Raw genomic sequence first — 18945 nt, 5'->3', positions numbered from 1 at the left:
TATAAAATAAGCTTAATATATCGTCTATATTTGATTATTTCAGTGATTTTGATAAAAAACATGATTGTTTTTTCTGTTTAATCTATACAATTTCAGCAATGGCAACATCCGCATTGACATAGTTACCTTCTTTGATTATTTGTTTTAAAACACCATGTCGATGTGCTATAACTTGCACTTCCATTTTCATGGCTTCCATAATAGCAATCACATCCCCTGCATTTACCCTTTGATTATCGTTTATCGCCCATTTAAAAAGGCTACCTGAGACAGGCGATGGGACAATTAACTCAGAAAGCGCCGCTTTGCCACAAGAAGGTGTAGCCAAATTAACATCTGTTTGCAAAGATAATCCAGCTAATAATTGTGCAGGTAAACCAAGTTTACAACGCTTACCATCAATTTCAATAAAAGTATGTGTAAGTATTTCTTCTTTTTGTGGTACTTGCCTTTTTGCTGACGCTATCGCGGTATCAAATTCAGTTTCGATCCAACGTGTATGCACGTTAAAATCATCACAAAAATCAGGGTGCTCAATGACCGCACGATCAAATGGTAATACACACGCAACGCCCTCAATTGAAAATTCCGCTAATGCACGCCGAGCTCTTGCTATAGCTTGCTGTCGGTTATTTCCAACAATAATAAGTTTTGCAATAAGTGAATCAAACATTGCAGGAATGGACGATCCCGCAACTACGCCACTGTCTAAGCGTACACCAGGACCTGTTGGCGCATCAAAACGCGTAATCGTTCCAGCTACGGGTAAAAAACCATTTGCCGCATCTTCAGCATTAATACGAAATTCAATAGCATGACCTTGTGGTTTAGGCGTTTGAGCAATACTAAGTGGCAAGCCTTGCGCAATGCGTAGCTGTTCAATAACAAGATCAACACCGGTTGTTTCTTCTGTAACAGGGTGTTCAACTTGCAACCGAGTGTTGACTTCAAGAAAAGATAATTTGCCATCTTGGCTAAGTAAAAATTCAACTGTACCAACACCTACATAGTTTGCTTTGGTACAAATAGCAATCGAAGCTTGAATAATTTGTTGTTCTACATGCTCGGAGATAAAAGGTGCGGGTGATTCTTCAATTAATTTTTGATTGCGACGTTGCAATGAACAATCACGTGTTCCAACAACTACGACATTTCCTAACTTATCAGCAATAATTTGTGCTTCAATATGCCGAGGGTTATGTAAAAATTGTTCTAAAAAGCATTCTCCACGCCCAAATGCCGCTGTCGCTTCACGTACAGCGGAATGGTAAAGCTCTTCAACCTCGTCCTTGTGCCAAGCAACTTTTAAGCCTCTACCCCCCCCGCCAAAAGCAGCTTTAATCGCAATCGGTAAACCATGAGTATGAGCAAACTCAACCACTTCTTTAACATCTTGTACTGGCGCTTTTGTTCCAACCACTAAAGGAGCGCCAACTTGCAAAGCAAGCTGTCTGGCTTTCACTTTATCGCCCAGTATGTCAATCGTTTCTGGATTAGGACCAACCCATATTAAACCAGCTTCTTGTACTGATTTAGCAAATTCAACACGCTCTGATAAAAAACCATAACCAGGATGTACCATTGTGGCACCTGCTTTTTTTGCTATCGTAATGATTTTAGCAATATCAAGATAAGTTTCACTTGGTAGATTACCTAACAACCCATAAGCCTCATCAGCCATTTGCGCATGAAGTGCATCAATATCTGCATCGGCATAAACTGCGATAGACAAAAAACCCATATCACGACACGCTCGTATAATACGTACGGCAATCTCACCTCGGTTAGCAATCAATACTTTATGAGTTATTTTTTGACTACTTTCAGACATGATCAACATCACTCCCTTCAAATTCTTTAAATATCCCGATAGGATTAAATTTTATTCTAGCATTAACTGGAATTTGACCGGCTAAATCTAAATGATAATTACACACAGCGCCAATAACAGGATATCCCCCAGTTAATGGGTGATCATTTAAAAATAGCACGGGTTGCCCATTAGCAGGAATTTGTATTGCACCAACACAAGTTCCTTCGCTTGGTAATTCTTGTTGCTTGTCACGACTTAAAGCTATGTCACCAGATAAGCGTAAACCAATGCGATTAGAGGCTGGTGTAACCTGCCATAGTTGCGAAGAAAGTAATTCTACGGCTTGCTTAGTAAACCAGTCAGTGCGCGGCCCAAGCACAATATCTAATACAATAACATCATCACAAGTAGGATAGCGCATAGCGGGGGTTTCCATTAATGACACCGCATTTAAGTTTTGATTGTGCTTAATAGCTAGCGTTTGACCAACATTAAGCGGTGATGGCCCAACTTGCGCAAGAGTATCATAAGAACAACTTGTTAAAATAGGCGATAGCTGAAAACCACCGCGTACAGCAAAATAACTACGTACACCACATTTTGCGCTGCCTAAGCTAATAATATCACCGGTTTCCAATTGGATCGGTTGATACATTGCAGCATGATACATTTCACCCGCTGATGTTGTAATACTTATTTCACATTCAGCCCCTGTGACGGCAACTAACATACTACGATTTATCTGTGCTTTAAACCCACCTTGCGTAATTTCTAATACTGCTTCATTAATTGGATTTCCTAAAATACGATTGCTACTGTGCAGAGCTCCCTTATCCATGGCGCCAGACTCAGAAATACCTAACGCTGCCTGACCAATTCTACCCTTATCTTGTATGAGTGTTTGTAATCCCGTTGCTAATATTTTAATATCTTGTTGTTGGCTAATGCTTTTATTGGCTTTTTTAGCAGCCGGTAAATAATATTTTTTAGATGACTTACTAGCATCAATGAAATTAACGCGGTTACCCGGCTTCAATAACGCAGGTTGATCACGGTTTAAGTCCCACACTGCTGTATCAGTTGTTCCAATAAGTTGCCAACCACCAGGGCTTGCTTGGGGATAAACACTGCTAAATTCACCCGCTAATGCAACAGAGCCAGCAGGAATACGAACTCTTGGTGATTGACGGCGTGGCACGTTAAGTTCAGCATTTTTAGCTACCATATAAGCAAAGCCTGGAGCAAAACCACAAAAAGCCACTTGATATTCATTATTGGTATGTCTGGCAATGACTTCACTAACGGTTATCCCTAGATATTCAGCCACTTGGGATAAATCCTCGCCATTATACCTAACTGGTATTATGATCAATTCGCCAGATTGCATTACATGTTCTGCAATATCCAATTGAGCAATATGCTTAGCAAGCGTATTAGCATCAGTCACAATGGGGTTATAACGAATTAATATCGTGCGTGCAGCGGGGATTATTTCTTCTATATTCCAATGTGGAATAACATGTTGAAGTGCATCAGTCAACGCCATTGTTTGTTCAAGGCTTTTGAGTTCAACAATAAGCGCATCAAGATTAACAGGTAAAAATCTCATTAAGCACCTCTATACATAGATCAAGTCCTAATTACCAAATATATAAATTTTATTTTGTTATATCATGTTAAAAGATACATTTATAGCCAACTTAAGCAGCAACCTTCTTGGCAAATGGGGTTATTATGATGCCATTTTGTTGTAATTTCTCCCGTACTTTTTGTGCCATAGCTAAGGCTCTAGCACTATCGCCATGCACACAAATTGATTCAGCATTAATATCCACAAACTGCCCTTCTACAGAGATAACTCCCCCATCATTAACAAGCTGTAGCATACGCTCAGCTACTAAATCAGGATCGTGTAATACAGCACCAGCTTCTTTGCGAGAAACTAATGTTCCATCAGCACAGTACGCTCTATCAGCAAAAGCTTCAGCAACTACACACAAACCACTTTCTTTAGCCCATCCAATGAGTGGTGATCCAGCAAGAGCAACCAAAATCAACGAAGGGTCCATAAGGCAAATCGCATTAATTACCGCCATTGCCTGACGTTTATCATGTGCTATAGTATTATATAATGCGCCGTGTGGTTTCACATACCGAACGTTGGTACCAATCGATTTTGCTAATCCTTTAAGTGCACCAATTTGATAAATTACATCAGCGCTTAGCTCATCGGTGGCAATGTCCATATTACGGCGACCAAAACCAACTAAGTCAGGATAACCGACATGGGCTCCCACCGTCACATTATTCGCCTTAGCGGCTTTTAAGGTTTTTAAAATACCCTCTGGCGAACCAGCATGAAACCCACAAGCAATATTAGCACTACTAACAACATTTAGTATTGCCTCGTCATTGCCCATTTTCCATTGTCCAAAACTTTCGCCAAGATCACTATTTAAATCAATAAATTTAGTTATTGTCATATTGTCCTTCTATTTTAAATAGTTAAAGATAGTGGCTACAGACATCGCCCCCATATACCAAGTAATGGCACAGACAATCAGACCTGACCACAATAACCATCTAGGATAATGATAGCCTGACATAAGATCGGCACGCTTCCAACCAATATAAATAAAGATAGTTAAACCAATTGGCAATACTAGACCATTAAAACCACCGGCAAAAACCAATAATGATACAGGTGCGGTTCCCATTGCTAAATAAATAGCCAGAGAAGCCATAATAAAAATAGTGGTTGCAAATTGGCGTTGCTTTTCAGTAATAGAACGCCTAAAAGGAGTAATAAAAGTCATTGAGGTATAAGCAGCACCAATAATACTAGTTATTGCAGCAGCCCATAAAATTAATCCAAAAATCCGTAATCCTAATTCACCCAAAGCTGCCTGAAAGGCTTGCGATGCAGGATTGGCAGCATAACTTGAAATATCAATAGTGACACCACTTGCTACCACGCCTAAAATGGCTAAAAATAAGATATAACGCATCAAACCCACAACTATAATTCCTTTTGTTGCTGCGCCTGAAACATATTTAATATGCTGAGCGCCAACCATCCCTTTATCAAGTAAACGGTGAGCTCCAGCATAAGAGATATAACCACCAACCGTACCACCAACAATGGTCGTAATTGAGGCAAAATCAATATTGCTTGGAAAAACGGTTTCTTTTAAAGCTTGTCCAATTGGTGGATGTGATGCAAATACCACAAATAAGGTCAAAATAATCATCAACAAACCAAAACCAATCATTAAGCGATCAATAAAATTGCTGGCTTTGCGTGATGAAAATATATAAACCGCTACTAATGCGCTGATTGCACCACCCCACTTAGGATCAAGCCCAACAAGTGCATTTAAACCTAAGCCTGCACCCGCTATATTACCAATATTAAACACCAACCCACCAAATATGATCAGTACTGCGAGTACATAACCACTGAATGGAATAGTCACATTAGCAATATCCGAAGAGTTCATTTTAGTTAATGCAACAATTCGCCAAATATTTTGTTGAACAACAAAGTCGATAATAATAGAGGCTAAAATACCAAAACCAAAAGCAGTGCCAAGGGTAACTGTAAAAGTCGCTGTTTGAGTAATAAAACCTGGGCCAATTGCTGAAGTTGCCATTAAAAAAATAGCACTGATTAACGAAGCTCGCCGATTTTTAACAAAAGCAACGGCGCTACTGCTATGATCTTGATCTTTCATGTGCTTATCTCCTTTTAATTTGTTTTTTTTAATTATCGACACGGCCACCCTATTTACGAATTTTTACTACTTTTGTAAGTAATGCAAACATTATGCCATAGGCTAACAACATCTATTAATAACAAGAATGGTTCCTATAATTACTGTTTTCGAGTAAAAAAACTAATTAAAAATAATTATAATTACCTACCACCAAGGAATGATAAGCGAATAATTAACACACAATAACGCTAATTTGCACCAAAATGAACATTAATAACTTAATTTAGTGCATCTTGCGTTAGTAAAAGTTAGTAAAATTTTCTATCTTGGTATGTGATACCCAACTTTTATTAGTTTTATTCATTATTGATAAAATCCTTAATCAGATAATTCTCCATATAACTTTAAGTTATAACCATGTGAATATTTGCTATTTATTCATTTGATTCTTTATTGATAGACTTTAAACGTAGATAAAAACCTTTATAGTGGAGAATCAAGATGAAATTATTAACCAAATTACTTACGACTATTACCTTAATAAGCACACTATTAGGTACCAGTTCTGCCTACGCAGATCGGCTTGATGATATTGAAAAACGAGGCGAAATCAAAATAGCGGTATTTGATAGTAACCCGCCGTTTGGGTACATTGATGAAAAGACCAATAAAATTACAGGACTTGATGTTGATTATGCTAACGAGATAGCCAAAGGGTTAAACGTTAACGTTAAGCTAATCCCAACTAATCCCGCTAATAGAATTCCGTTATTGACATCAAAAAAAGCTGATTTAATTGTCGCTAATTTTACCATTACTGATGAAAGAACAAAAACAGTTGATTTTAGTCTGCCTTATTTTGCGACTGGTCAAAAATTTGTAGCAAAAAAGGGGGTATTAAAATCAGCTGACGATTTGAAAAATCTTCGTATTGGTGCTGATAAAGGTACAGTTATGGAAATTACATTACGTGAAAAATATCCAACGGCTAAGGTGATTTCTTATGATGATACGCCATTTGCATTTGCAGCATTACGTAATGGTGTTGTGCAGGCAATCACTCAAGATGATGCAAAATTAATTGGCTTATTAGCCAATTTACCTGAAGAGCAACGAGCAGCATTTGAAATTTCACCATTTAGTATTACTGAAGAATATCAAGCTGTTGGTATACCAAAAGGGGAAACTCGTTTAAAAGATAAAGTAAATCAAATTTTGTTAACGCTTGAAAAAAATGGCGAAGCATTAACAATTCATAACCGTTGGTTTGGACCTGAAACAACATCGGCTATGCCTCGTGGTGATTTTAAAATAGGTAAAGGTCAGTAGTTATGTACGAGCAATTACTTGAACCACGTTATTTGTGGTGGTTATGGGATGGTTTTTTAGTTACGTTGGCTATTTCATTGCTTACCATTATTTTTTCAACATTACTGGGTTTTTTACTAGTTATTGCTCAACAAAGTCGAATTAAAATCATTCAAATAATCGTAATGGGGTATAGCGCAATTTTTCGTTATTCTCCGTTACTACCTCAACTCTTTTTTTGGTATTTTGGGGTAGGTAGTTTATTGCCAGTCGAATTTAAATTATGGTTATTTGAAGAACCACAAATTCAATTGTTCTTTTTTTCAGTGAAAATGCCATCATTTGAATTCATCATAGGCTCAATTAGTTTAACTTGTTATTCCTGCGCTTTTATTGCCGAAGAGTTTAGAGCAGGTATTGCTGGAGTTAGAGGAGCGCAAGAGCAAGCCGCATTAGCATTGGGTTTAAGTTGGTGGCAAAGTATGCGCTTTATTATTTTACCACAAAGTTTTCGCATTGCTTTTCCACCTTTAATTGGTCAGTACATGAATATTATTAAAAATTCATCGTTAACTATGGCTATTGGTGTGTTAGAACTTTCTTATGCCTCACGCCAAATCGAAACTGAATCATTAAAAACCTTTCAAGATTTTGCCATTGCAACTTTACTTTATATTATAACAATAGTAATAGTTGGAACTTTAGGCAATATTTATCAAACAAAACAATTGCAAACAGGTAAGGTGTGATTATTTATGGGCTTTAAAGGATTTGAAGTTATTTGGCATAATTTAGGTTACTTAATGTGGGGAAATTTCCCTGGAGGTATTTTCTTAACATTACTAATAAGTATTATCGCTATCTTGTTTTCAACAATTTTAGGTATTTTGGCAGGGGTAGGATTAACGGTTTTAAAAGGGATTTTACACAATTTATTAATTAGTGTGCTTAGTTTTTTTAGAGCTATTCCGGTTATTATGCTTATATTTTGGAGTTACTTTCTGTTACCTATGGTGCTTCATGTTGATATACCAGCAATTGCAACCGTGATATTTGCTCTATCTTTAATAGGTGCTGCATACATTGGTCATTCCGTTCATGCCGGCATGATTGCGGTGGCTAAAGAGCAATGGCAAGCAGCGTTTTCATTAGGTTTAACTAAACAACAGGTGATTATATTACCTCAAGCCGTTAAAATGATGTTACCGTCTTTTGTTAACCAATGGGTATCGCTTATTAAAGATACTTCTTTGGCTTATATTGTCGGGGTGGCTGAATTTACTTTTGTTGCAACACAAATTAATAATCGTAGTATGGTCTATCCAACCGAAATCTTTTTATTTGTCATTGTAGTTTATTTTATTATTTGTGCCACACTTGATCTTGCGGCTTCGATTTTACCAAAATACTTATTATGCTTTTTTAAATAATACATTATCTATTTTCTATCCTTATTTCTTAATTGTTTTTTTATTTTAAGGTTGCCTTAAGGTTTTTGCGTTAAATTATTACTAGGTTAAATAGATCTAGAAAACGGTTTATTTGCATAATTTACAAGCAACCTTTTATTTTTGATTAACAAGTCAAAATATAAATCCCACTTATTTTTATGTGACATGTTTTGGATATTCAATTGTCATTAGGGGTTATTGTTGGATTTATTGTGAGCCTCATATCCGCATGTTTAATTAAAAGCTTGGGATAAATATTCATAAATTTCTTAATCGATTGTCGCTTTATTGGACTAAATAAACAGATTTAGCAATGTAAAGCCCAATATAAAATAAATTATTGCGCATGTTCAATAATGCTAAAATCGGTATTAAGGTAATGAACAATGAAGATATTAATTATTGAAGATGATAGTTTGTTACAAAAAGGACTATACGACGGTATAACTTCAAACGGTTATGTCTGTGAAGTTGCACAAAATGGTAATCAAGCTGAACAATATATCCAATTTGGACAATTTAGCTTAATCATTTTGGATTTAGGGCTACCTGATTGTGATGGACTTGAATTGCTAATGCATTGGCGAAAAAATGGTATTACAACACCAGTTTTGATTTTGACGGCACGAGATACAAGACTACTAACACGTAATTTAGTTGAAAATAGTTATCAATACAGCCCCAATGAGACTAAAATCTTGGTAAGTTGCAATAAGGATAAAAAAGACATCCTTATCACTGTACAAGACCAAGGTAACGGCATTGATGAATCTAAAAGCGAAAAGCTAACCCAAACCTTTTTTCGTATGGCTCGCAAACATAATGGTATAGGGCTTGGTTTAAGTATTGTTAATCGTATTGCTAAATTACATCAAAGCCTATTTACCTTAAAAAATAGAACAGATAATGCAAAAGGTGCTATTGCAGAATTCAGGATGACTGCTTCACTTCATCAACTAAACGAGTAATTAATCGATTATTGCTATTCTCTTTAACAATTGAGTTTAAAAAACGTTGCCAAGTTCGTTCAATTTTCGCTTTAGCAAAAAAAGAAATGTAATTAGCAATAGGGATAAGCGTCGAATTACCAATATTATCAATAATAATCAAACGACTTTTATCAGCACTTAAGTGCTGAAACAAGATATTCTTGCTTTTTATTGTCATAGTAATAATACGGTTTTTTAATAAAGCCGATTTTAAATTTTTTAATGAAATCACTAAATCAGCATAATATTGTTGTGTTAATTTTTCATCAGAAAGGTATTTCTCAAGTGATGTCGCTGTTTTTCCATCATAATCACGGATAAGTTCAAAAACATGACCTTGACCATAATTGGTTAACACCGAGCCATAATATTTAGCTAACGCTTCAAATGAAATATTGCGCCTGATCAGATGTTTATAATAGGCAATTTCGCGGTTAGTTTCCTCTTCGGCACCATCATTATAATTTACTTTAATACACTTATTAAGATCACTAGGATGATGATAACATTTACGATGCAATCCTTTGTTAATATAATCTTTTTCTGAAAGTTGAATAGTTTTGTTCATTTGTATAAATATTGTGTTATTTAATGTTGATTTTAAGTTTATCAGTAAGGCTTCTTTCTCGCCATGATTTTTTATTTTTACTCTAGCGCTTTTATATTATTTCTGTATAATATTGCCACCCACGTTACGACAACGTTTTTCCCAATGTTGTTTTAGGTTGTGAGCATTAATATAACCACTCGAAGGGGTGTGTTGATTAATAGTAACAATCAAAAAGTGTAAATAAATCAACTGATTTATTAACGTGAGATTAATTAAAAATTGGATAATTACGAATGAGTACTTTTTCAGCTAAACCAGAAACAGTTAAACGCGACTGGTACGTTGTTGATGCAGCAGGTAAAACGTTAGGTCGTTTAGCTACTGAAATCGCAAGCCGTTTGCGTGGTAAACACAAAGCAGAATACACACCACATGTTGATACAGGTGATTATATTATCGTTATCAATGCAGAAAAAGTTGCTGTAACAGGCAAAAAACGCACTGATAAGATCTATTATCGTCACACGGGTTACATCGGTGGGCTAAAAGAAGCGACTTTTAAAGAAATGATTGAACGTCATCCTGAACAAGTCATCGAGATTGCTGTAAAAGGCATGTTACCGAAAGGTCCTCTTGGTCGTGCAATGTACCGTAAACTAAAAGTTTATGCTGGTAATGAGCACAATCATGCGGCACAACAACCGCAAGTATTAGATATTTAAGGGGATAGAAGATGGCTGATAATCAATATTACGGTACAGGTCGCCGCAAAAGTTCTGCTGCTCGTGTATTTATCAAACCAGGTAGTGGTAACATCGTTATTAACAAACGTTCATTAGAGCAATACTTTGGTCGTGACACAGCTCGTATGGTTGTTATGCAACCGTTAGAGTTAGTTGAAATGACTGACAAACTTGATCTTTACATCACTGTTAAAGGTGGTGGTATATCAGGTCAAGCTGGTGCAATTCGTCACGGTATTACTCGTGCATTAATGGAGTATGACGAAACTTTACGCTCAGCGTTACGTCAAGCAGGTTTTGTTACTCGTGATGCTCGTCAAGTTGAACGTAAAAAAGTGGGTCTACGCAAAGCGCGTCGTCGTCCACAATTCAGCAAGCGTTAATACAACTTTACAAAAGTTCTCAAAACCCGGCCAAGGCTGGGTTTTTTTTCGTAAATACATCCACATAACTAAAAACACTATTTTCATTGGAATTAGCTTATATAGTAAAAAGCATTTTCTATTAAAACGTATATACCACCTGATATCTTATTGCCATAAAACAGTTTCTTAAAATAAAGATAACAATAAAATTCATTTTTTTAACAAATTTGTTATTCAATTTGTTAGAATAGTAATCAATGAAGCTTATTTTAATTTTTCATATTTGGAGTGAATATGGTTGTTGCTGTTAATAAACGTTCTGTGATGACATTATTTTGTGATACAACAGATATTTACGGGCATCAGATTCGTTTTGTGCTGGCAGAAAAAGGGGTAACTGCGGAAATTGAGTTTGTAACGGCAGATAATTTACCTCAAGAATTATTGGATCTTAATCCATATGGTTCAATCCCAACATTAATTGATCGCGATCTAACGTTATATGAACCACATATAGCATTAGAATATCTTGATGAACGTTTTCCCCACCCACCATTAATGCCTGTTTATCCTATTGTTCGTGCTAACTCTCGATTAACAATGTATCGCATCAAAAAAGAGTGGTATAGTGCTTATGAAACTATTGTTAATGATCCTAGTAGTAATGAAGCACAGCTTGCACGTAAAAATTTACTTGATGATCTTGTTTCTATTTCGGTCATATTTAAAGAAAAGCCTTATTTTATGAGTGATGATTTTACGTTAAGTGATTGCTATTTTGCTCCATTATTATGGCGTTTACCTATGCTTGGTATTGAGTTACCTAAAGTTGCTGAAAAAAATTATTTGGCATATATGGCACGAATTTTTGAACGACCAGCTTTCATTAATTCATTAACAGAAGACGAAAAAAAGATAAGATCATAATAATAATTTTATCTGACTTATAATAATCGTAGACAAGGTGGCTTTTTATGGAACTTGAGCAAATGACTCCTCGCCGGCCTTATTTATTTAGGGCTTTTTATGACTGGATTCTAGATAATGAATTAACACCTTATATTGTGGTTAATACTTCGAAATATGGTGTGATAGTTCCTCAAGAGTTCATTCAAAATAATCAAATTGTATTAAATATTGCTCCTCATTCTGTAGGTCAATATTGTGCAACGAACGAACAAGTAGAATTTAATGCTCGTTTTTCGGGTGTCCCTCAACACATTGTTGTACCGATGGCGGCAATTGAAGCAATTTATGCGCGTGAAAATGGCATTGGTATGGGATTTGAAGATGAACCGCAATATCATCAAGACCAATGCGAAACTCCACCTCAACAACCGAAACCAAAAACTAATCCATTTCGTGTTGTAAAATAGCTATTTTATTTGTTATTACGCCCATGCACATATTAGTAAATGGGCGACATAATATTAATTAGTGTAAAAATATCACTACATTTAACTAAATTGATTCTACTACTTTTTGGCTGTACTATTTTAGGGGGTAGTTACAAGAGCTTAATCTTAGCGTAAAGAATATACAGAGCTAAATAAATGCCCCCCCAAAAAAGCTATCCATCAAAGTGTAATTATTCGGGGGGGAGAACAATAAGTAATTATTAGAATACTGTTTTAAATAGTGTAATTGACGTTAAAAAATAACTTCCGCTAATTGCTAGACCATAAGGTAATGTGACTCCTGCTTTTGGTTTTTTAATATATTTATATATTATTGCTATAATTGCAATCGGCAGCCCAAGTAATGTAATTAGCACTAAAAAACCCCAAACATCATTCGGTGGAATAGATATCAAGAGTGCTGTAATTAATTTTATATCTCCTGCTCCAACTAATCGGCAATAAAACATAAATAGGCCACAAATCAAAAATATTCCTGATGCTTTATAATTTAGTTGGCCTGCACCAAAAATAAAATTCAAAATAGCGAGGATGAATATTATACAAACAATATAATTTGATATTATTCTGCGTGTTAAATCAGTATAACACGCAACTAATAAACATCCCCAAATTGTTAAAATAATAACATCATTAATTAATAGTTGATTCATCATTATTACTGCACTTGCCCTGGGATATAATCATTACCATAAACTCTTTTCATCTCATCAGTAAGAAATTCCATTTCCAATCCTGGCCAATCTCGTCTTCTATTACTACGAGGACTAAATTTTTTACCCGAACCGTATCCAACACCAAATGCTTGTCCTTTTTCATTCCAATAAAAAAAGTGTTGATGACCAACATCTATTTTGGTCAAAGGACCATGAATATTATCTCTAATTACCGGATTTGCTCCATACAATATATTTTTATAAAGTCCGAGTTTATGTCCCCATGTCACTAATTTATTATTATTAGTGATAGCAACACAACCACGAAAACGGCAAAAAAGTGAGCGAACATGTTCTGTAACCAACGTTGGGACAGGATGTGTAGAGCCTCTAACTGCTCTTCTTTCATTTTCCTCATCTAACTCTTCTGGTGTTAACTCGTGATTATAGTCAGCACGGTCATCTTCTATTTCATCATTATTTTCATCCAAATCATCACTGTCTCCTTCATCATTCTCTTCGTCTGTTACTTCATCTTCTTCATATGGACCTTGAATACCTAAGCGGCTAGATTTTCCCATGCCATAAACTCTACCATTATCAAGTAAAATCATAGTATAAGCACTTCCACCACCAATATACAAAATCTGTTTACCACTAGAAAAATGAGATATCGCTCTCAGGTTCTGTGTAATAACTTTAGGTTTAGCTTGAAATCTCTCTCTACCTACCAGCCTTTCACCAAAAGCACCTCGATCTCCGTCTCCCCAAGCAAATACCTCCCCGTCTTCACTAATGGCATAACCACTATCATAGCCAGCGCCAATTTTTACTATCTTTTTACCATCAAAGTCAGTAATTTTTGTAAGTGTAACTTTAGAAGAACGAGTACCCGTTCCAGCTTGACCATGAGCATTCCTTCCCCAAGAATATACATCCCCACTTCTTGTCAAAGCGAAAGAATTATATCTCCCACATGCAATTTCAATAACATCTTGATCCTTCAAAACAGGAACAGGTTGATTGACATATGTGTCATCTCTCCGCCCTTCCCTTTGTTGACCGCCTGTAGCTTCATGGTGTAAGTTTCTACCCCACCCCCAAACATCACCACGATCATCAAGAGCAATAATATGATATTTACCCGCAGCCACTTGAGTAATAGATAGTCCAGCTCGAACAAAAGTATGAACCCTAGCGGGCGGGCGGTCACGACGAACATGAGTAACCCCATTACCTTGTTGTCCTGTATATCTGTAGCCCCAAATCCAAAGATCGCCATTTTCTATAGTTAGACCCGTTTTCCTTAAACCAGTTTTTGCAATTGGATCCGCTTCTGACGTATTCAGAAAAACTAATGCATCTGTACGTTTATCTCCTGATTGTCCATTATCCGCTAACAATGGGAAACATATGCAGGTCATAAATAACATAATGATTTTTGTAATTCTCATTTTTGGCAACTCCTATTCATCATTATTTTGCTTACTCACTTTTATTAATAAAGTTACCTGTCTCTACCTCAATAATTCTATTTATTGCATCAAATAATGACTGGTAGTCTCGAGCTTCAAATAGATAATCTTTATTATTTTTCATGCACTTAGTAAACCACTTGCCGTACATAGCCTCATATTCTGCATCAGTTGTCAAGTTACTAGCGTTAGGATCTAGTTTTATATAATAAATAGCGGCTGTGTTAGCAGGCTTTTTAATATAACCTCTATTATAGTTTTCCTTAGATGTTAAACCGTCTGTTATACTCTGGCAAACATTACCATCTAAAAAATCGTCTCTAAGTTTATCCGCACCTTTGTCATCTTTGCCATCAGTAATAATAATCATAATTTTATTATTAGAGCTTTCTTTAGTCATCACAGGGACAGTTCTCAGTAAAGCAGTCATAGTATCCGTTCCACCACCAGGCTGCCAAGTTACATTATTATCACTAATAAATTCTCGAAGCTCTCTATTGTGAGCTTTATGATCTTCATTATCATCACTTAAAGGGACTAAATGAGGTAATGCTTTAAAATTTCTAACATGGTTTGCTGCTTCAGCAAACCTTTCCGAATCTGACATATTAATCATTTCTTTACTCATGACACCATTACTGTATAAAGGCGATTGACACATCCCTTGAAATGGAGAAAAACTAGTCATGGTAGGCGATATAATACGGTTAAACGTTATTATATTCTGATTCATTCTAGTAAATAATGACTCGATAGTTCCATCGACATCAACTGTCTTAGTGTTGGCAAATGAACCGTGCACATCATCATAGTCACCAGAAAACATATAATCATATAATTGAACTATTTTAGCGTATTGTCTCTCAACTTTTCTTCTGTTTCGAAGGGATAATGGGTAGTCATCAGGGGCTTTCTTATTGCAAGCATATCGAGAAGATCCCATATTAACCTGTTCAATATTATGCCTATATTCACAAAGGTTTCTATCTACTAAATCACTATCACTATGAGCACCTACCGCAGGACCGATGATTTTTGAATAATAAAGATAATAATAATAATCCAGATAGTAATATACTGTATTTTTGTTAAATCTATTGAAATAGTTATAGGTTAAATAATCATCAATTAGATTTACTTTTTTCAACTTACTCCATTTTGGATATGCGATATTTTTATTTGCCCAGAAATTATAGTCAATTGAATCGTAAGGCGCCTGCATTTTGTACATAACCGAGCACGAGTAACCTTCACCATCAGCTGGATTGTTAACGTTTGTTAAAACAGGGACTCCAATATCATAAGGAACCAAAGCAAAATTATATATGGGATACTCTTCAAATCTGCTAATAGCGTCTCCTATTGCCTTTCTCATATAATTAAGGCGCCGTGTATCATTATTTCTAACAACTGAAGTATAATCATTACATTGTGTATTACTGTACTCACATGTTGCTGAACCTGAAAAATCACTAATAAACGCAATAGCAACTGTATCACCAACATCATATTTTTGAGTATTGCCATAGCTTTCCGTTTTATTACTTACAGAAATCGCTTCACTTTCCCTATTGGCAGTGTAATCGTTACGAGTAATTAAAGAATTAAAAATTTGATTATAGGCAATATCATATTCTTTTTTATCTGCTTTATATTCTATTTTTATATTAGCACCATCTAATTTATCACTACTAATTTTTTGATGAACAAAATAATTAATATAATTCAATGCCATTTGCTGATTTTGTTCAAGTGCTGTCTCATCAGTATTTTTATTATTTATAGCAATAACGGCTAACGAAGCCTCATTAGCTGCTTCTGACAATCTAGCCCGATTACGCATAGTTTCGGTATGATCAATTGAAACCAACATGCAAGTAAACATAGCTGGGAGCATAATTGCAAAACTTATAATAACGTTTCCAGCAGTACACTTAAAAAAATTGTTCTTTTTATAATTGTTCTGTTTTAATTTGTTATTACTCATATATCCTCTCACACTTTTAAAAGAGCATTGATTAGCGATGATAAATAGGGCAAGCCGTGCCATTATTTTCCGCAATGTTATTGCAACGAGATAATAGTGCAATATTACTACACAAATTTGGGAAAGTATCTGTTGTCTCTCTATTGGAATTCATCCATTTCAAATAAAGGCTCTCTTCATTAACAATGCACATGCTAATTCGATATAAAGGAATCCAACGCCCAGTCAATCCCGTCGCCGTATCAATTGTTCTTTTAACATAGGGTATAAGTTTTAAATAATCGTTGGTTCTTGGTCTTTCAATTATGTTAGGTAGTGAATTAAAATAGCTAATAGCGCTATCACAAGCTCCTGCAGAACATGATTCTGAACTTAGGGTGGCTAATTTAGCTCGGCTAAAGTCTTGCGGATGCCTAGGATCTTGTAAAATAAATAAAGCATCGACTCTTATCGCAACGTCACGATCTAATAATGAACTAGCCAATTGACGCAATTCTTGCACTTGGCTCTCGTCAAATAACTCATGAGACTTGTAGCAAGATTTAAGATCCCTGATGCATGTTAAATAATTATTAGAACTATTTGTATTACCCATTATCGGATAAATAGCCGACCTTTCACGAAAAATTGATGCTACTGTATAATTTGCCCGTTCAAGTTTATTTTGTAGCATGATAGTACTATATACATCATAAATAATAAACACTAATAGTGAAAATAAACAGAAACATGCCGCAAACTCAATTGAGACAACGCCTTTTTTATTGCGAAAAAAATTATTCAAATATTTCATTGCTAGTTTATCCCTTTAATTTTCATAAAACTCACGATAAACAACAGTCTTTTTTGTTAAAGAAGAGTCCAAAATACTTGAAAACATGTCGGAAAACATAGCTCGATAATCGTATTGTAAATTAAATGATATTAAATGACTATCATTACTAAGCGTGCTTTGACAAGAATTAGTTATTAAATCTTGTATTGTATTACAAAACGTTAATGTTATATGAAAATCATCCGGATTAGTTATATAAGGCCACAATGGAACTTGAGAGGTAATTAGATCATTCATTTTTTGGGAATAATTTATATTTTTAGAAATTGCTACTTCTCTTGGTATTTCGGTAGATATTAAATCCAAAGCAGAACCAATAATCATAATTCTGCTTAACTCAAGCATAAATACAAATAGAACGATTAAAAAAGAGAAAACAATTGCAAATTCAATCGAAACACTCGCTTTCTTTTGACAAAAAAATAATCTCCAACATTTCAACATAATTTTCTCTGCCCTATTCCACATTAAAAATTAATCTTTTTTTCTTTTTAATATCGTAAAAGACTTTTTAGACTTACCGTTTTGAATGCTCTTATTCCCAATAATAGCTGAAGAGATTTCTTTTACTTCACTACTATTAGCAGCCTTTTTAAAGTTACTTACCTTTGATATAAATTTACGTTTAAAATCAATATTTCGATCTAAAAATTCTTCAATATCGTCGTCACGTAAAGCATTTTTTTTATCGTAAACAGTGTTATCATTTAAACAAACCAGAAAACGTTTATTCAAAAATTCTGTTTTTTGAGCAGTGCTACGTGAAATTTCCTCTAATATTTTTTTAGCTACTTTAATTGAATAAGGATCTCGATTTATCACAATAAATATAATATTAGAAATAGTAATAATATCATCAAGGTGCTTAAATGAAGATGATAATCCCATATTTTGATCAATAAATGTAATATTAAATTGCCCTGAATTAAGTTCATCATATTTCCAAGCACTAGCACTATTTTCTACTTTTACTTGTAAAGCACTCTCAATATTAGTCAATGAACCATCTTGAGATATTGGCATTTCAAATAAAAAATCAGCATTAGGACTTGTTGTTGCTCCTTGAATATAGAGTAGAGGATAATTCGTTAATTTACTAATATTTTTTAGTACATGAACCGCTAATGACGATGTACCAATTCCGCCTTTACAGCCTAGAAATGTAACAACACTACCGACTCTTTTACTTGAACCTGGTGGGGTTAAGCTTCTTGAATTTAAAATAGTAGGGATCTTCTCTAATTGACTGCTTTCTAATAAGAAATGTATTCCTTTTTTTAACAAAAATTCAGAAAATTGAATCGAATCATGACTGCCTATAAGTATTGTTGATGCTTGAATAGGTATACAGCGGTTGATATTTTCTGACAAGAATTCAGCATCGCCTTCATCTTTAATATCTAAAATAACTACATCATACTGATTCCAGCGAGTATCTTCTTTCAACTCGGATAATTCTAGTGAGATAACCTCCATACTTAATACATTATAAAGAAATAACACAGAACGAATCTTTTCAATCAATTCACTTCTTTTACTTAAAATTGCGACTTGAAAACCCGATATGCGTCCAGCAACAAACTCCTGTGGAGAATCTTTTGATCCATTTGTATCTTTTTTATTACCAAATAATTGCATA

The 18945-nt window shown here is 35.0% G+C and carries 19 protein-coding genes; 8 read left to right on the top strand and 11 right to left on the bottom strand.

What is annotated here, in order from left to right:
• Window positions 1-82: 82 nt before the first annotated feature.
• From A9G45_RS12310 to A9G45_RS12295, 4 genes are all read right to left on the bottom strand, one after another.
• The gene (locus A9G45_RS12310) at window positions 83-1840 is read right to left on the bottom strand and encodes an acetyl/propionyl/methylcrotonyl-CoA carboxylase subunit alpha (RefSeq protein WP_442902998.1); all 1758 of its coding nucleotides are present in this window, start codon (window positions 1838-1840) and stop codon (window positions 83-85) included.
• Window positions 1824-3422 (bottom strand): urea amidolyase family protein, encoded by a 1599-nt coding sequence (locus tag A9G45_RS12305; RefSeq protein WP_065566220.1) that lies wholly within the window; start codon window positions 3420-3422, stop codon window positions 1824-1826. Before A9G45_RS12305 ends, A9G45_RS12310 begins: the two co-directional genes overlap by 17 nt.
• Before the next feature lie 91 nt (window positions 3423-3513).
• Window positions 3514-4290, bottom strand: a complete 777-nt coding sequence (locus A9G45_RS12300; protein ID WP_065566242.1) for a LamB/YcsF family protein — start codon at window positions 4288-4290, stop codon at window positions 3514-3516.
• A gap of 15 nt (window positions 4291-4305) precedes the next feature.
• Window positions 4306-5547 (bottom strand): NRAMP family divalent metal transporter, encoded by a 1242-nt coding sequence (locus A9G45_RS12295; protein ID WP_065566221.1) that lies wholly within the window; start codon window positions 5545-5547, stop codon window positions 4306-4308.
• 477 nt (window positions 5548-6024) lie between these two features.
• Between A9G45_RS12295 and A9G45_RS12290 the strand changes: the two genes are divergently transcribed.
• The 4 genes from A9G45_RS12290 (at window position 6025) to A9G45_RS12275 (ending at window position 9256) form a co-directional block, all read left to right on the top strand.
• Window positions 6025-6858, top strand: coding sequence for an ABC transporter substrate-binding protein (locus tag A9G45_RS12290; RefSeq protein WP_442902999.1), 834 nt, complete (start codon window positions 6025-6027; stop codon window positions 6856-6858).
• 2 nt (window positions 6859-6860) lie between these two features.
• On the top strand, window positions 6861-7586 hold the full coding sequence (locus tag A9G45_RS12285; RefSeq protein ID WP_065566223.1) for an amino acid ABC transporter permease: 726 nt from the start codon (window positions 6861-6863) through the stop codon (window positions 7584-7586).
• A 6-nt stretch (window positions 7587-7592) separates the two neighbouring features.
• A complete protein-coding gene (locus tag A9G45_RS12280) occupies window positions 7593-8267 on the top strand; it encodes an amino acid ABC transporter permease (RefSeq protein ID WP_065566224.1) in 675 nt (224 codons plus the stop codon).
• A 407-nt stretch (window positions 8268-8674) separates the two neighbouring features.
• Window positions 8675-9256: a response regulator gene (locus A9G45_RS12275; RefSeq protein WP_065566225.1), complete on the top strand. Its 582-nt coding sequence runs from the start codon at window positions 8675-8677 to the stop codon at window positions 9254-9256.
• Here A9G45_RS12275 and A9G45_RS12270 read toward each other — a convergent pair.
• Window positions 9219-9845: a YrbL family protein gene (locus A9G45_RS12270; protein WP_065566226.1), complete on the bottom strand. Its 627-nt coding sequence runs from the start codon at window positions 9843-9845 to the stop codon at window positions 9219-9221. The genes A9G45_RS12275 and A9G45_RS12270 overlap by 38 nt on opposite strands.
• A 275-nt stretch (window positions 9846-10120) precedes the next feature.
• Between A9G45_RS12270 and rplM the strand changes: the two genes are divergently transcribed.
• From rplM to A9G45_RS12250, 4 genes are all read left to right on the top strand, one after another.
• The gene (rplM, locus tag A9G45_RS12265; RefSeq protein ID WP_065566227.1) at window positions 10121-10549 is read left to right on the top strand and encodes a 50S ribosomal protein L13; all 429 of its coding nucleotides are present in this window, start codon (window positions 10121-10123) and stop codon (window positions 10547-10549) included.
• 11 nt (window positions 10550-10560) lie between these two features.
• Complete coding sequence (rpsI, locus tag A9G45_RS12260; protein ID WP_034915459.1) at window positions 10561-10953, top strand: 30S ribosomal protein S9; 393 nt, start codon at window positions 10561-10563, stop codon at window positions 10951-10953.
• A 276-nt stretch (window positions 10954-11229) separates the two neighbouring features.
• Window positions 11230-11862 carry a stringent starvation protein SspA gene (gene sspA / locus A9G45_RS12255; RefSeq protein ID WP_065566228.1) on the top strand — a complete coding sequence of 211 codons (633 nt, stop codon included), beginning with the start codon at window positions 11230-11232 and terminating at the stop codon, window positions 11860-11862.
• Between the two features lie 47 nt (window positions 11863-11909).
• Window positions 11910-12311 (top strand): ClpXP protease specificity-enhancing factor, encoded by a 402-nt coding sequence (locus tag A9G45_RS12250; RefSeq protein ID WP_065566229.1) that lies wholly within the window; start codon window positions 11910-11912, stop codon window positions 12309-12311.
• 242 nt (window positions 12312-12553) lie between these two features.
• Here A9G45_RS12250 and A9G45_RS12245 read toward each other — a convergent pair whose 3' ends face one another.
• From A9G45_RS12245 to A9G45_RS12220, 6 genes are all read right to left on the bottom strand, one after another.
• A complete protein-coding gene (locus tag A9G45_RS12245) occupies window positions 12554-13009 on the bottom strand; it encodes an A24 family peptidase (protein WP_065566230.1) in 456 nt (151 codons plus the stop codon).
• 2 nt (window positions 13010-13011) lie between these two features.
• A complete protein-coding gene (locus A9G45_RS12240; protein WP_176701593.1) occupies window positions 13012-14433 on the bottom strand; it encodes an RCC1 domain-containing protein in 1422 nt (473 codons plus the stop codon).
• Window positions 14434-14494: 61 nt separating this feature from the next.
• The gene (locus A9G45_RS12235) at window positions 14495-16471 is read right to left on the bottom strand and encodes a pilus assembly protein (RefSeq protein WP_065566232.1); all 1977 of its coding nucleotides are present in this window, start codon (window positions 16469-16471) and stop codon (window positions 14495-14497) included.
• Window positions 16472-16502: 31 nt separating this feature from the next.
• Window positions 16503-17264: a tight adherence pilus pseudopilin TadF gene (gene tadF / locus A9G45_RS12230; protein WP_065566233.1), complete on the bottom strand. Its 762-nt coding sequence runs from the start codon at window positions 17262-17264 to the stop codon at window positions 16503-16505.
• A 15-nt stretch (window positions 17265-17279) separates the two neighbouring features.
• The gene (locus A9G45_RS12225) at window positions 17280-17750 is read right to left on the bottom strand and encodes a TadE/TadG family type IV pilus assembly protein (protein WP_141673683.1); all 471 of its coding nucleotides are present in this window, start codon (window positions 17748-17750) and stop codon (window positions 17280-17282) included.
• Window positions 17751-17780: 30 nt separating this feature from the next.
• A complete protein-coding gene (locus A9G45_RS12220; protein WP_065566235.1) occupies window positions 17781-18944 on the bottom strand; it encodes a hypothetical protein in 1164 nt (387 codons plus the stop codon).
• Window position 18945 lies beyond the last annotated feature (1 nt).

Source organism: Gilliamella sp. HK2, from assembly GCF_001690265.1.
GTDB lineage: Bacteria > Pseudomonadota > Gammaproteobacteria > Enterobacterales > Orbaceae > Gilliamella > Gilliamella apicola_C.
This window is presented reverse-complemented; position numbering and strand designations above follow the sequence as displayed.